This window comes from Chryseobacterium gallinarum (genome assembly GCF_001021975.1).
GTDB classification, from domain to species: domain Bacteria; phylum Bacteroidota; class Bacteroidia; order Flavobacteriales; family Weeksellaceae; genus Chryseobacterium; species Chryseobacterium gallinarum.
This window is the reverse complement of the sequence record NZ_CP009928.1, coordinates 562,665-578,503: the sequence shown is the minus strand read 5'-3', so window position 1 is coordinate 578,503 and position 15,839 is coordinate 562,665. Positions and strand designations below refer to the sequence as shown.

15 protein-coding genes are annotated in these 15,839 nt (G+C 30.3%); all 15 read left to right on the top strand.

Annotated features, from left to right (window positions below):
• Window positions 1-44 precede the first annotated feature (44 nt).
• The 15 genes from OK18_RS02665 (at window position 45) to OK18_RS02595 (ending at window position 15,836) form a co-directional block, all read left to right on the top strand.
• Entirely contained in the window at window positions 45-1,337 is a 1,293-nt protein-coding gene (locus OK18_RS02665) for a nucleotide sugar dehydrogenase (RefSeq protein WP_053326998.1), read from the top strand.
• Window positions 1,338-1,415: 78 nt separating this feature from the next.
• On the top strand, window positions 1,416-3,770 hold the full coding sequence (locus tag OK18_RS02660; protein ID WP_053326997.1) for a GumC family protein: 2,355 nt from the start codon (window positions 1,416-1,418) through the stop codon (window positions 3,768-3,770).
• Complete coding sequence (locus tag OK18_RS02655; protein WP_053326996.1) at window positions 3,770-4,762, top strand: mannose-1-phosphate guanylyltransferase; 993 nt, start codon at window positions 3,770-3,772, stop codon at window positions 4,760-4,762. Before OK18_RS02660 ends, OK18_RS02655 begins: the two co-directional genes overlap by 1 nt.
• A gap of 1 nt (window position 4,763) precedes the next feature.
• Window positions 4,764-5,168 (top strand): sugar 3,4-ketoisomerase, encoded by a 405-nt coding sequence (locus OK18_RS02650; RefSeq protein ID WP_050019953.1) that lies wholly within the window; start codon window positions 4,764-4,766, stop codon window positions 5,166-5,168.
• Entirely contained in the window at window positions 5,155-5,583 is a 429-nt protein-coding gene (locus OK18_RS02645; protein ID WP_053326995.1) for a sugar 3,4-ketoisomerase, read from the top strand. Before OK18_RS02650 ends, OK18_RS02645 begins: the two co-directional genes overlap by 14 nt.
• Window positions 5,576-6,061: an acyltransferase gene (locus tag OK18_RS02640; protein WP_053326994.1), complete on the top strand. Its 486-nt coding sequence runs from the start codon at window positions 5,576-5,578 to the stop codon at window positions 6,059-6,061. Before OK18_RS02645 ends, OK18_RS02640 begins: the two co-directional genes overlap by 8 nt.
• 13 nt (window positions 6,062-6,074) lie before the next feature.
• Window positions 6,075-7,175 carry a DegT/DnrJ/EryC1/StrS family aminotransferase gene (locus OK18_RS02635; protein WP_053326993.1) on the top strand — a complete coding sequence of 367 codons (1,101 nt, stop codon included), beginning with the start codon at window positions 6,075-6,077 and terminating at the stop codon, window positions 7,173-7,175.
• Window positions 7,175-8,656, top strand: coding sequence for an oligosaccharide flippase family protein (locus tag OK18_RS02630; protein ID WP_053326992.1), 1,482 nt, complete (start codon window positions 7,175-7,177; stop codon window positions 8,654-8,656). Before OK18_RS02635 ends, OK18_RS02630 begins: the two co-directional genes overlap by 1 nt.
• 46 nt (window positions 8,657-8,702) lie before the next feature.
• Complete coding sequence (locus OK18_RS02625) at window positions 8,703-9,509, top strand: glycosyltransferase (RefSeq protein WP_050019959.1); 807 nt, start codon at window positions 8,703-8,705, stop codon at window positions 9,507-9,509.
• Window positions 9,510-9,555: 46 nt separating this feature from the next.
• A complete protein-coding gene (locus OK18_RS02620; protein WP_053329274.1) occupies window positions 9,556-10,182 on the top strand; it encodes a CatB-related O-acetyltransferase in 627 nt (208 codons plus the stop codon).
• Window positions 10,179-11,072, top strand: coding sequence for a glycosyltransferase family 2 protein (locus tag OK18_RS02615; protein WP_053326991.1), 894 nt, complete (start codon window positions 10,179-10,181; stop codon window positions 11,070-11,072). Before OK18_RS02620 ends, OK18_RS02615 begins: the two co-directional genes overlap by 4 nt.
• 3 nt (window positions 11,073-11,075) lie before the next feature.
• The gene (locus OK18_RS02610; RefSeq protein WP_050019963.1) at window positions 11,076-12,074 is read left to right on the top strand and encodes a CgeB family protein; all 999 of its coding nucleotides are present in this window, start codon (window positions 11,076-11,078) and stop codon (window positions 12,072-12,074) included.
• Complete coding sequence (locus OK18_RS02605) at window positions 12,074-13,180, top strand: EpsG family protein (RefSeq protein ID WP_050019964.1); 1,107 nt, start codon at window positions 12,074-12,076, stop codon at window positions 13,178-13,180. Before OK18_RS02610 ends, OK18_RS02605 begins: the two co-directional genes overlap by 1 nt.
• A gap of 9 nt (window positions 13,181-13,189) precedes the next feature.
• Window positions 13,190-14,179, top strand: coding sequence for a glycosyltransferase family 4 protein (locus OK18_RS02600; RefSeq protein WP_053326990.1), 990 nt, complete (start codon window positions 13,190-13,192; stop codon window positions 14,177-14,179).
• Window positions 14,166-15,836, top strand: a complete 1,671-nt coding sequence (locus OK18_RS02595) for a glycosyl hydrolase family 28-related protein (protein WP_050019965.1) — start codon at window positions 14,166-14,168, stop codon at window positions 15,834-15,836. The genes OK18_RS02600 and OK18_RS02595 overlap by 14 nt, the downstream gene beginning before the upstream one ends.
• Window positions 15,837-15,839 lie beyond the last annotated feature (3 nt).

Here is a 15,839-nt window from a genome sequence, read left to right as displayed (position 1 = left end):
ATTATATTTACAAAATTCTTAATTTTTAATAGAATCACAAAAGAATGAAATCATATAGAATAGCTGTTATTGGACAAGGATATGTAGGGCTACCTTTGTCATTAGAGTTCGCAGAACATTATCCTGTTCTAGGTTTTGATATTAATGCAGAAAGAATTAATCAGCTTAATAACGGTTATGATATAACATTAGAAGCAGATACTGAAAAATTAAATGAGAGATTAAATCATTATAAAAAGTCAGATGGGAAAATTGGATATAAAGGAACAAATGACTTACACGAAATTTCAGATTGCAATATATTTATAGTAACAGTTCCGACCCCTATAGATAAATATAATGCTCCAGATTTAAAACCTTTACTGTCAGCTTCTAAAATGTTAGGGGAAGTTATTAAAAAAGGAGATATTATAATTTATGAATCTACTGTTTTTCCGGGATGTACTGAAGAAGAATGCGTTCCTATTTTAGAGAAATATTCTGGATTACAATTTAATAAAGATTTTTATGTAGGATATTCTCCTGAAAGAATTAATCCGGGAGATAAAATAAACACTTTGACAAGTGTAAAAAAGGTAACATCAGGATCCACCTGTGAAGTAGCAAATGAGGTAGACAATTTATATAAAAAGATTATTATAGCAGGAACTCACAAAGCGCCTAGTATTAAAGTTGCTGAGGCTTCTAAAGCTATTGAGAATGCCCAAAGAGATGTAAATATATCTTTTGTGAATGAGCTGGCTTTAATATTTGACAGAATGGGAATTGATACTAATGACGTTCTTGAGGCAGCAGGAACAAAATATAATTTCTTAAAATATAAGCCAGGTTTAGTCGGCGGACATTGTATTTCTGTAGATCCTTATTATTTAGCTCATAAAGCTGAGCAATTGGGATATCATCCGGATGTTATTTTATCAGGGAGAAGAGTGAATGATTCTATCGCAAAATTTATAGCCTCCAAAGTGGTAAAATTATTAATAGCCAAAAGTAATATTATCAAGAATTCACAGGCTTTGATTCTTGGGATAACTTTTAAAGAGAACTGTCCCGATGTCAGAAATACAAAAGTAATAGATATTTATAATGAATTGGTAGATTATGGAATTGAAGTCGATATTTTTGATCCATGGGCCAATAAAATAGAAGTCAAACATGAATTCGGAGTTGATATTCTTGATCAGCTTCCGGAAAATAAAAAATATGACTCTATTATCATTGCAGTATCTCATAAAGAATTTCTCACCTTAGATTTTGAGAAATTGAAAAAAGAAGATAGTGTTATTTTTGATACGAAAGCCTGTGTGGATAGAAGTTTGGTAGATGCAAGGCTCTAATATTTTGATTATAAAAACTAATTAAAACCTGTTGTTAAATATAACAACATAAAAAATTGTAAAATTTAAAACTAAATAATGGATAATCCAGTTATTGACGAATCAGAAAAAGAAATTAATATCCAGGAAATTATAAAACCCTATTTAAGAAACTGGGTATGGTTTATTATTGTTCCACTCATATGTTTAGTGGCAACTTACTTTTATTTAAAATTTGTAACTCCTATATACAATATTCAGTCATCAGTATTGATAAAAGATGCCCAAAAAAATTCTCCCGTAAGTGGAGATTTTGGCGTTTTAAAGGATTTGTCCGGATTTGGTGGGATGGGAACGAATAGCATTGATAATGAGATTGAGATTTTCAAATCTAAAAAACTTATGTATGAAGTTGTAAAGCAGAATAATCTGCAGACCTCAATATATACAAAAGCTAAGATAAATGATAAAGAACTTTATAAAGATACTTCACCGATAATTATCCAGGTTATCAATGAAAAAGATTATGCAGAAAAAATCAATCCTGTGGGCATTAAAATTTCCGGACAGACTATTGTTTTAACAAGTGATAATTTCCCGGAAATTAAGGCACAGTTCAATAAAATGATTAGTCTTCCTTACGCAAATTTATTAATTATCAGGAATAAATCATATAAGCCTAAGTCTGCAGATGTGAGTAATATGTATTTTACTTATGCCCCCTTGGAAGATGCAGTGAATTATTTTCAAAAAATAGTAAATGTAAGCTTAGTCAATAAGGATGCAACAGTTATAGGATTATCATTAAAATACCCCAATATAGATAAAGCCAAAGATATCGTTAATACTTTGGTGAAAGTATATAACAATGATGCGATTAATGATAAAAATTCAGAGTCGCAAAAAACCAAAGACTTTATTGATGATAGAATAAATATTATATCAAAAGAACTGGGACAGGTTGAAAACGAAAAGGAACGTTTCAAGTCCAGTAATCAAATTACTGACTTGACTACAGAAGCTAAGATTAATCTTGAAACTTCTGCTGGGGCAAGAGCTAAACAGCTTGATTTGGAATCACAACTTGAGTTAACCAATGCTTTGATTGATTTTATGGGAAGACAGGGCAGTACTCAGATTTTGCCTGCTAATGTAGGTTTAAATAATCCAACTGCATCTGCAAATATTACAGCCTATAATCAGCTCGTTTTAGAAAGAAACAGATTGCTTGAAAATGCTACGCCGCAAAACCCTATAATCATTGATCTTAATAAACAAATCACTTCACTCAGAAGTTCCGTATTGGAAAACTTGGTGAAAAGTAGAACAGGATTGCAACTAGCTAAAAATCAATATCAGGGTGAACAGGACAAAATCAGTTCAAAAATCACCAAAATTCCTGTTCAGGAAAAAATGTTCAGGAGTATAGAAAGACAGCAGCAAATCAAAGAGAATTTGTATTTGCTTCTTCTGCAAAAAAGAGAAGAAACAGCAATTTCGCTAGCAGTTACAGCAAGTAAGGCTAGAATTATAGACTATGCTTATGCATCTCCTGGTCCTGTTGCTCCTAAAAAAATGCTTTTTCTGGGAGGCGCGTTGGTATTTGGACTTATTCTACCTTTTGCTTTTATTTACCTTAAAGAAATACTTAACAATAAAGTCAAAAGTAAACATGATCTGGAAAGGCTTTCTCATGCCCCTGTATTAGGAGAATTACCAAGTGTTTTAAAAGGGGAACCGGATATCGTACAGGTTAACGATATTTCACCAATGGCAGAGGCTTTTCGTATTTTAATTACAAATATGAACTTTCTATTACCTAAAAAGGATAAAGGAAAGGTTGTTTTTGTTACTTCTACAGTAAAAGGAGAAGGAAAAACCTTTATTTCTGTTAATTTGGCTTTAACCCTGGCAACTCCTAATAAAAAAGTGATCATTATTGGTTCTGATATACGTAATCCTCAGCTTCAGCGTTATAATACTGCTCGAAGAGGTCTGGTGGGTCTTACCGAATATTTGTATTCAGATCAGACAAAATTAGAAGATATAATACATGTCACTTCATTCAATCCGCATTGCGATGTAATTTATTCAGGAATGATTCCTCCAAATCCTACAGATCTACTGAGCAATGGAAGATATGAAAAGCTATTAGATGATTTGAAAACTAAATATGACTATATCATTATAGATACGGCTCCTTTGTTATTAGTTACAGATACGTTCTTATTTGCAGATTTGGCAGATGCTACAGTATATGTTACAAGGTCTAGATACACAGAGAAATCTCTTATTGAATTTGCCAATAGCAATATTGATAGTCATAAAATTAAAAATGTTGGTTTTGTTCTTAATGATGTAGATAAAAATTATTATGGATATGGGAATAAATATGGTTATGGTTACTCAGCTAAGGAAAAAAACTGGCTGGAAAAAATTAAAGAGAGATTGTAATGCATAAAATTATTAATGTAATACTTTCAGGAGGAGTTGGTAGCAGACTTTGGCCTTTATCCAGAAAGCACAGGCCTAAACAATATCTGAATATTTTTGGAGATAAATCCCTTTTTCAGTTAACAGCTATTAGAAATATTAACCTATGTGATAATTTAATTGTAATAGGTAATACAGACAATTTTGAATTGTCTTCTGAGGCCTTAAAAGAGATTAATATAGACCGGTATGGTCAGATAATAGAAGCATCACCAAGAAATACTGCTGCAGCAATTGCTTTTGCTGCATTTTCTGCTGATAGAGATGATATTTTGCTCATTACACCATCAGATCATTTGATAGAAGATGAAGATGAATATGAAAGATCTGTTAATGAGGCAATTAATCTGGCAAAAAAAGATTCAATTGTCACCTTTGGATTAATTCCAACTAAGCCTGAAACTGGGTTTGGCTATATTCAGGTAAAAGGAAATAATGTATTAGGATTCAGAGAAAAACCTAACAAAGAAACCGCTCAGGAGTTTATATTGAATGGGAATTTTTTATGGAATTCTGGGATGTTTTGTTTTAAAGCCGGAATTTTTTTAGAAGAACTTAAAAAGTATCAGCCTGATGTTTATGCAAAATCAGAAATTGCTTTTAATGCAAAAAACGGAGATAGCCTTCCTCTTGAAGAGAGTATGGACATTCCGTCCATATCTGTAGATTATGCAGTAATGGAAAAGACAGATCGGCTTAAGGTTGTTAAATCAAATTTTAAATGGTCGGACATGGGATCTTTTGAATCTCTGTACAACTATTTAAAAATCAATGGTCATTCAACAGATGAGCATGGTAATATGGTGATAGGAACAAATATTCATACAGAATTTTTAGGGATCAAAAAAAGCATTCTGGTTGTTACACATGATGCTATTTTAGTTCTGAAAAGAGAAAAAGCTCAAAAAGTAAAAGATATTTATGAAACCATAGAAAATCAAAAATTGAAATAATATGGAGGCAAAAATTATCAATCTTCCAAAGATTATAGACAAAAGGGGTAATTTATCTTTTTTTGAGGGAGATAATCAGCTTCCTTTTAAAATTGCCCGAACGTATTGGCTATATGATGTCCCAGGAGGAGAGACCAGGGGCGGCCATGCTTTTAAAGAACAGCAAGAGTTTATTATAGCTCTTTCCGGAAGTTTTGATGTTATTATTCATAATGGAATTTCAGAACAGAGATTCTCTTTGAATAGATCATATTATGGACTATATATTCCTAATATGTATTGGAGGAAATTAGAAAATTTTTCGACTAATTCATTGGCTTTAATTGTGTCAGACAGATTATTTGATGATAGCGATTATATAAGAGATTTTGTTGAATTTAAAAACTTAGTCAATGGAGAGGTATAAAAAAGCATCAGTATTTGATTGTGAAATAATTGATTTGCCTATTGTTCACAACGAATCCGGTAACATTACAGTGCTTGAAAATAAAAAAAATATTCCTTTTGATATTAGGAGAATATATTACTTATATGATGTTCCAATGGGGGCAGAGCGGGGAGGCCATGCACACTATGAGCTTCATCAATATATTGTTGCGGCAAGTGGGTCGTTTAAATTTCTTTTAGATGATGGTGAAAATAAAAAAGAATTTTTTTTAAATCACCCTAATAAAGCTTTATATATTAAGCCGGGTATCTGGCGTGAAATGAAAGATTTTTCTAGTGGGAGTATTTGCCTTGTACTTGCCTCTATTGAGTACACTGAAGAGGATTATATTAGAAATTATAACGATTTTTTAAATTATAGAACAAATGGTTAAAATTCACCCTCTCTCAGATGTTCAGTCCGAAAATATAGGGGATAACACTTCGGTTTGGCAATTTTCTGTAATTTTTTCAGGCGCAAGAATTGGGGAAAATTGTAATATTAATTGCCACGTATTTATTGAAAATGATGTGGTTATCGGAAATAATGTTACTATAAAATCTGGAGTTCAAATTTGGGATGGAATTACATTAGAAGATAATGTTTTTATAGGCCCAAATGTAACTTTTACTAATGATTTAGTTCCCCGTTCAAAACAATATCCGAAAGCATTTGAGAAGACATTCATCAAAAAAGGAGCTTCTGTTGGAGCTAATTCTACAATTATAGCTGGAAATGTTATTGGTGAAAATGCAATGATAGGTGCAGGAAGTGTTGTTACTAAAAACATACCTCCGAATACCGTATGGTTTGGTAATCCGGCAAAACAGAAAGGAACAATTGATCAGAATGGTGTAATTACTTATTCTTAAAAAAATACGAAAAATGATTAAATTCTTAGATTTACAAAAAATAAATCTGGCTCATCAAGCCGAAATTGAAAATAGAATGCTTAATGCATTCCGTTCAGGATGGTATTTACAAGGTAATGAACTAAAAGCCTTTGAAAATAATCTGGCTCAATATATTGGTGTGAAGCATGCAATTGGCGTTGCAAATGGCCTAGATGCACTTCGTTTAATTTTAAGAGGGTACATCGAACTTGGCATTATGAAACAAGGCGATGAAATTTTAGTGCCTTCTAATACTTATATTGCCTCTATTTTAGCTATTTCGGATAATGGTTTAATTCCTGTTCTTATAGAACCTTCAATAGATACTTATAACATTGATATTGACAAGATTGAAGAGAAAATTACTGAAAGAACCAAAGGGATTTTAATTGTTCACTTGTATGGTCGGGTAGTTTATTCATCAAAATTAAAAGATATTGCAAAGAAACACAGCCTAAAAATTATTGAAGATAATGCACAGGCTATTGGTGCAAAATGGGAGGATACCAAAACAGGAAATTTAGGGGATGCTTCAGGCTTTAGTTTTTATCCTGGGAAAAATCTTGGTGCTTTAGGAGATGCTGGCGCAGTGACAACAAATGATGATGATCTTGCTGTAACTGTCAGAGCAATAGCTAATTATGGGTCTAATAAGAAATATGTGAATATTTATAAGGGCTTAAATAGCAGACTAGATGAGATTCAAGCCGCTGTTTTAGATGTGAAGCTACAATATATTGATGTTGAGAATGAAATAAGGAGAAGTATTGCCCAAAGATATGTTTCTGATATCCAGAATCCAAAGATTATTTTGCCTGACTTTCCTTCGAATAAAGAGGAGCACGTTTGGCATCTTTTTGTTATAAGAACAGAAAACAGAAACCTTTTACAAGAATATTTATTAGAAAATGGTATTCAAACCATTATTCATTATCCAATTCCTCCCCATAAACAGGAAGCGTATAAAGAATGGGAAGGATTATCATTCCCCATTTCCGAGAAAATTCATGAAGAGGTGTTAAGCCTTCCAATAAGCCCGGTCATGAGTAGTGATGACGTGAATAAAGTAATAAGTGTTCTTAATGCATTTTAATGTCAGAAGACAAATCATCATATAAACAGATTTTTAAAGCTACTTCAATTTTTGGAGGGGTGCAGGTTTTTAATATCCTAATTTCTATCATCCGTTCCAAATTCATTGCTGTATTGTTAGGCCCAACAGGAATGGGAATCGCTGGATTATTATTATCAACAGTTACATTAATGTCTTCTTTAACCTCTTTTGGCTTAGGAGTTAGTAGTGTTAAAGATATTGCAGCTGCCCATGAGAGCAAAAAGAACGAAGAGCTATTAAAAATTTCCGCTATTTTAAATAAATTAGTTTGGATAACAGGTCTTTTAGGTACCGTCCTAACTTTAGTTTTATCACCTCTTTTATCCAAGCTTACTTTTAATAATTATGAATATACCTGGTCATTTATTCTATTATCAAGTACCTTGTTTTTGGGCCAACTTACTTTAGGAAAAGATGCCGTATTACAGGGAACAAGACAGCTAAAATGGCTGGCTTCAGCTAATATGGTAAGCTCAATTGTTTCATTAATAATCACCTTACCCTTATATTATTTTTACGGATTAAAGGGAATCGTTCCAGGGATGATCGTAATTTCCTGTTGTACATTAGTAATTACCCAATTTTTTTACGGTAAGCTCAAATTAGTTCTGCCACAGGTTTCAAAAAAAGAAACCTGGGAAAAAGGTAAATCTATGTTAAAAATGGGTTTCTTTTTGAGTTTAAGTGGTTTAATTATAACCGGATGTGCCTATATAATGAGAATTTTTATTACAAAAGTTGGAGGTTTAGCCGATGTTGGTTTTTACAATGCAGGTTTTGGAATTCTCAATTCTTATGTAGGGATTATTTTTACTGCAATGGCTACAGATTATTATCCACGTTTATCAGGAGTAATAAATGATAAGGTAAAATTTATTTCTGTTGTTAATCAACAGGGAAATGTAGCCTTGCTTATACTAGGTCCAATTCTCACCGCCTTTATAGTCTTTATTAATATTGCTATTATTATTTTATATAGTAAAGAATTCTTATCCATCAATCTGATGATACAATATTCAGCTATAGGATTTTTTTTTAAAACTGCTTCATGGTTGTTGGGATTTGTTGTTTTAGCTAAAGGATCAACAAAATTATTTTTTAGATGTGAACTTGTGGCCAATCTTTACATTACCATCATGAATTGTGTGGGATATTACTATTGGGGATTACAAGGGTTAGGTATTTCATTTATTGTAGGCTACATTTTGTATTTATTACAAATGCTATATGTAACACAGAAATTTTATGGCTTTTATTTTGAGCCTTATTTTATAAAAGTATTTATAATTCAACTAGCTATTGCTTGTTTAGCACTCTGTTGCATAAGGTTAATTGATAATACTCTTGTTTCTTATATTTTAGGTAGTATATTGATTGCGATAACAATGGTTTTTTCTTTATATTCTATAAATAAAATTATTAATGTTAAGGAGCTAATATCAAAAATAAAAAGAAAATAATTAATGATCCTTTTTGTAAATCAGAATTAATAGAAAATAGTAAAAAATGAATCCACTCGTTAGCATATTAATACCATCCTATAATCACTCAAGGTTTATAACAGAAACATTAAATTCCGTTAAAAAAGATACCTATACCAATAAGGAAATTGTTATAATAGATGATGGGTCTAAAGATGATTCTGTACAAGTTATACGCGAATGGATTAAAAATAATCCCGATAATAAGATTACCTTTATAAATAGGGAAAACAGGGGATTATGCGCTACTCTTAATGAATTATTAGAAAATGCTAAAGGAGATTATGTAGTGCTTGTTGCCAGTGATGATCTCCTTATAAATAATACAATTGCTGAAAGAGTGGATATTCTGCGCAATAGTGATAAAATGGTTCTTTTATCTGATGCTGAAGTTATAGATAGTCATGGAAATATAAGCCATCAAAGCGCATTATCAGATTTTCATAAAGCTGACAAGGACAAATATCGTGATGAACAAAATCTCTTAGATGAAATTATTTTCAATTTTTCAATTTCCGGAGCTGTTTTAATGGTTGATGTTAATATTTTTAAACTGATCGGAAAATATCCTGAAGATTTAAGAGCAGAAGATTTATATTTTTATATAAGTGCAGCAGCTAAAAATAAAATATTATTTTATGATAAAATAGTTTCAAAATACAGGATTCATGAAAGTAACACATCGGGAGTAAATCCGGAATTACTGCTTGCTGTATTAAAAACATATAAAAGATTATTTTTTAAAATTCCAGGTTTTACAAGAAAATTAAAACTCTTGAAACGTATGGCAGGGCTTTTTATAAAGACGCCAAATATTGCTAAAAAGTTATAAATTGAATAATATGATAAAGTTCTTGAGAATTATCAATTCATATAGATTGAAAATAATTTCGGACCTACGGGCTACCAAGAGGCAGATAGAATGGCGTTTCAATAATAAACATAATTCTACAACGCTTTCCCATAAGGTTAAAAATTCTGATATAATTAAAGTAGGAAATGAATCATATGGAGAAATTATAACAGAATCTTATGAAAATTCTCATGAGGGATTGCAAATAGGAAACTATGTCAGTATAGCAAGTAATGTAATATTTGTTTTAGGAGGTAATCACCAATTAAGTACTTTTACTTCTTATCCGCTAAAATCAATGTTTATAAAAAACTCGCCGGAAGATGATGCCCAATCTAAAGGAACGATTATTGTTGAAGATGAAGTTTGGATTGGCAGTAATGTTATAATACTTTCAGGTGTAACATTAGGTAAAGGATCAATAATTGCAGCGGGGAGTGTTGTCACAAAGAGTGTGGAGCCATTTAGCATTGTAGGAGGGAATCCTGCTAAGATAATAAAGTTTCGTTTAAGCGAAAATTTGATTGAAAAAAGAAAGAAAATTGATCTGTTGAAAATATCTAAAAAAGATATCATAGCGAATATAGACTTATTTTATTCAGAATTAACAGAAACTAACCTACAAGAAATAATAAACTTAGAGAAGGAATGATTTCAATAATTATAGTTAATTATAATACAATGCAACTCACCATTAATTGCATTGCAAGTATTTATAATTATACAAAAAATATAAATTTTGAAATAATTGTTGTTGATAATGCATCTTCAGATAATTCAGTATCCCAAATACGAGAAAAATTTCCTGATGTAAGAATTGTTGAGGCTGCTGAAAATTTAGGTTTTGGTAGAGCTAATAATTTGGGAGCTTCATTAGCAAAAGGAGAATATCTTTTTTTTCTTAATTCAGATACTGTTTTTGTTGAAAATTCTTTATTTAAAATATTAGATTTTTTTAATAAGAATGAAAATGATTTGAATATTGGGGTTTTAGGATGTTTGATGATCGATGAGAATAATGAAGTTAATGGTTTTGGGAGCACCTTCCCCAGTGTAGCGTCTTTCAACCGGGAAATTATAAAAAGTATCCCTATTGTAGGCAAATTTATAGAAAATAGTACAACTGACTACAATCTTAACCAAGAATACTTTGAAGTTGAATATGTCCTAGGTGCTGATATGTTCATGCGAAAAGCTTTATTTGATACAGTATCAGGTTTTGATCCTAACTATTTTATGTATTATGAAGAAAGTGATTTACAACTCATAATTTCCAGATCTCAATATAAAAACTATATTTTTACTGGTACGAAAATAATTCACTTAGAGGGAGGTTCTTTTACTGAAAAAAAGAAGATTTCAAATTTTAAAAGAATAATTGTCCATACAAGTAGAGTTTACTATGCTAAGAAAAATTTCCCTAAAGATTATTATAAGTTTAAAATACTGGATATTAGTAAGTTACTTTTGAGTATTTTTAATTATAAATATAGGTTTACAGAAAATTTAAAGTATATCACAGATATAATTAAGAAATATTAATTTATGAAAATAGCAATATTAGGAAGTAAGGATTATGATAGCTTAGAGTTTCATATTCATGATTCACTTAAACATTTAGGGCATCAGATTTTCCACATTGATATTAAAGATGTGGTGAAAATTCCTTATCGTTATAATTATTGGGGAAGAAAGTTATTTATTAAATACGATGAATATGTGTTTGGAAAAATAGCAAAGCGTATTGTAGACGAAACTCCTGATTTAGTTATTTGTACATATAGGTTTATCCATCCAAAATGTATAGAATTTATCAAAAAGCAGCTTAAAAGCACATTGGTAATACATATCAATCCGGATCAATTAACAACTTTAGAACATCAGCAGATTTTTATATCTCCATATGATGCTTATTTTACAAAGGATCCGTTTATGATAAATTTTATGAAAAATAAAATGGGACTAAATACTTTTTATTTTCCTGAAGCATTTAATGAGCGGGTACATAATTTCGATGTTAAAAGTAAAAAAGACTTAGAAGAAAGAATAAATATTGATGTCGTGTGCTTTGGAACAATGTATCCCTACAGAGCCAGAATGGTGGAAAAATTGATTGATGCAAAAATAAATGTTAAACTTTTTGGAACACCAGACAGAAGATTTCCTCTGAATAAAATAAATGCCAAATTTCAAAATGAATTTATTACCGGAAGTAGGAAAGCTGAAGTTCTGTTAGGATCCAAGATTGTATTTAATAATTTTCATTATGCTGAAGTTCAGTCCGTGAATGCTAAATTTTTTGAAATTGCCGGTATTGGTGCTTTTCAGATTTGTGATTATAAACCTACATTAGAAGAATACTCAATTATTCCTCGTGAAAAATTTACTTTCAATACAATTGATGAATCTATCGAATTGATTAAATATTATTTGAATCATCAAGAAGAAAGACACACATTGGCTGATATACAGAAAAAACATTTTCTGCAGAACCACACTTATGATATAAGGATGAAACAATTGTTTGATTTACTAGGAGTTTAATGGAGGTTTATATTATATTTTCAATAATTCTTTTTATATTTTCCTTTTTAGAAATTTTTAAATTAACAAAAGGAAAACTAAAAAACGTATTTCTATTTGTTTCATTTTTAGGGGCCGTTTTAATTATTGGTGGTCGGTGGTATACAGGAACGGATTGGTTTGTTTATGAATATTTGTTCCACGAATCTAAGTCGATAGATGATGTACTTGAAATATGGAGTACTGAAATTGGTTACGGAATTTTAACCTGGCTTGTAAGATCTGTTACAGATAATTACTCAGTCTTTTTGTTTATCCATGCGATTATTTTTTATGGATTATTAATTACTTCATTTAAAAAGATTGTACCCTATCCACAAACCGCTTTTTTTTACTACTTTTTATCAAATCTGGGTTTTGTAGGCTCAAACAGACAATTATTAGGTGTTGTTTTCTTGCTTTTTGGAATAAGCTTTTTACTTAATGAAAACAAGAAAAAGTTTATTATATTATTGATAAGCAGTTTTAGTTTTCATGCAACAGCTTATTTGGGAAGTGTTTACTTCTTTTTAAATAGGTATCTTTCAAAGATAACTATTATTTTAGGTATCTTGCTTGCCTTTGCTTTTGGTATCTCACCAATCCCTTTAAAAGTCTTTGGTTCGTTAGGGGCTCTTAGTGATCATTTTATGACTAAAACTGAAGACTATTTAAGCAGTGCTAAGTCTGATGCAGCCTCCTATGGATTAACTGTTATGGGAGCGTTTAAAAGACTTTTATTTTTCTTTCTTTTTTTTGCTCTCAGAGAAAAGCTCATTCCCCGGTTTAAAAACTATAATTTATTCTTTAATGGATATTGGGTTGGAATTTTAATTTATTTATTTTTCTCCAATTCATTAACTGTAATGGTAAGTAGAGGAAGTTTATATTTTAATCTCATGGAGTGCTTGTTAATTTCTTCTATTTTTATTATTCTGAAAAAACCAACAAACAAGTTTCTGTTTTTAATAATTGTATATATCCTTGGAATAGTATTAATGTACCAGTCAATTGGGGGATACCCTGACTTATTTGATCCATATAAAGGTATTTGGTATAATACAGATTATTTTAGAAAAATGCATTAAAAATAAAATATGAAAGTAGTATTTTTAGATAGAAAATTTAATCCTAATGAAATAAGTCTTGAAAAGCTTTTTGGTTTTATTAAGAAGAGTATTTCAAGCAAAGGAATATATATACAAAATATAGAAAATCCCTTTGGAAATGGCATTATTAATTTATTTAAAAGTATTTTATTTTATAGGAAATCAGTTAAGAATGATTCTATAGTTCATATTACAGGACAAATACATTTTGCTGCAATAGGTCTAAGAACGAAAAAAATAATAATAACTGTACACGATTTAGGACTTTATAAAAACTGGTCCTTTATGAGGTTTTTAATTTTTAAAATTTTTTGGATATATCTTCCATTTCGAAGGGCCAAAGTAATTGTTGCAATATCGGAAAAAACAAAGCAGGAAATTGCACAGATTATGCCGTCTGTGTTAAAAAAAGTAGTTGTCGTTCCCAATTGCGTTACAATAGACATAGCAAAAGATATTGTAATAAATAGGGAAACAGTAGCGAAAGTACTTATAGTAGGTACACGCGAAAATAAAAATATAAAAAATTCAATTAGTGCGTTGCATAATTTACAGGTCGAAGTTTTTATCGTAGGTAAATTAGAAAAAGAATATGAAGACCTGTTGCATTCAAATAAGATCAGGTATAAGAATTATTTCAATATCAGTGATGAAGAGCTAAAAATTTTATATCAAAAAGCAGATGTTTTATTGTTTGCCTCTATTTATGAAGGTTTTGGTCTGCCTATTCTGGAAGCCCAGGCACAAAACACTCTTGTCGTAACATCTAACATATTACCCATGAATGATGTTGCTGGTGAAGGTGCAATTTTGGTCGATCCTAATTCTATTGATGATATTAAAAAAGGACTCAATATTGCATTAACTCTTTCTAACGAAGAAAAAATAGAAATGATCAGGAAAGGCAAAGAGAACCTAAAACGATTTAGTGTTGAAAATATTTCTAATCAATACATTAATATTTATGAGAAACTATAGCAATTTAATTCTGGGATTCCTATTGTTATTTTCAGTCTTAATTTTAGGACAGAATAAGACATCAATTATTGGAAATCAAAAATGGGTAGTTTCTTTAAAGGATTTCGGAGCAAAGGGTGATGGTATTTCAGATGACAGTGATGCTTTTCAAAAAGCAATCGATTTTTGCGAAACAAATAAAAGAAAAACATTGTTTATACCATTTGGTAGATATTTGCTGAAGAATAGTGTTAGTTTTAAAAATGGAGGAGTACAGCTTATAGGTGAAGGTGCTTTATTAAGAGAGGAAAGTTGGGTTAATGTGGAAAATAAAGCTAATAATACTGATAATATAAATAGCAGTGAATTTATCATTCCTAAAAATAGTACAGGAATCATTTTTGATAAAAATGTAAGAGATCCTATTAGAATAGCGGATATTCAGTTTAGAACTTTACAAAGTAGACAAACCGGGAATACTACAGCAATATTATTCAAATCCGAATGGGGAGGACCTACATGGCCTTTTATTATCGAAAGATGTCACTTTACAGGGTTTAACTTTGCCATAAAGTTTAGTGCACAGAATCAATATTTAGTTGCGTTTATACAACTTAGACAAAATGCATTTAATCAAAATGATGAATGTGTGTTTTTTTCAGATATTCAATCTAAAGGCGGTCCGGTTGGAATTAGAAACCTGGCTTGGGGGTTTATCTTTGAAAATAATATGTGCCATGATAATTCTAGAATTATCAGAGGAACTTTTGCTAAAGGAGAGGTAAATATCCGGAATAATAATATGGAAGGGAATATAAAATATGCTGACGGCAAATCTCCAGATTACATTGTAGATATGGAAATAAGCAACGCAACTGTAAATTTTGAAGGGAATCACTTTGAATCTGTTATTTCGGATGCAGTATATGTTTCCTCTGTTTTTAAAGATGGCAAAGGAATATATCTTCCTTTCAACAATACGACCGCTTTAAATCCGAAAAATAAAATTTTTATAAAAGGAAATAATTTTGATGGGATTTCAAATAATTATAAAGCATTTACATTAAAAGGAATTTTGGTTTATAATTATGATCAGGTAGATTTATTTTTAGATCAATGTGATTTGCGTATAAATGAAAGCAATGAAAAAAATATTTTTTTAACAGAATTTGCAAAAGAGAATGGTACAGTAATTAAAATCCCAATTAATACTAAAAAAGATACAGATAATAATCCTAGCAACAAAAAAGAAACATTGGCTAAGTATTTAAATGCAAATAGGCAATTTAAAAAAGTTACTGCATTTAATTTAAACGAAAAATTAACGAATGTAAAACCAGTAAAAGCTGAAGATAAATACTTAGTTGCTAATATTGAAGTAATAAATGAAATCGGGACTATGTTTTTAGGTTGGTCAACTACATTTGTAATTACTTATGAATTAAATAATGTAAAAAAAACTATCTCTAAATCAGTAAATGGTAATTATGGATTTAAACAAGGTAAGAATTTTAATATGGCAATAATCCCTAATTTTCTTCCTAAAAATGCACAAAATGCTTATTTTACTGCAATGATGGATTATAATAAAGATGTTTTAGCGAATACACATTTTTATTATAGTACAACTTCGGAATTATTTGTATCCCAGAATCCTGTTTTTGCATCAACAAGATAGAAA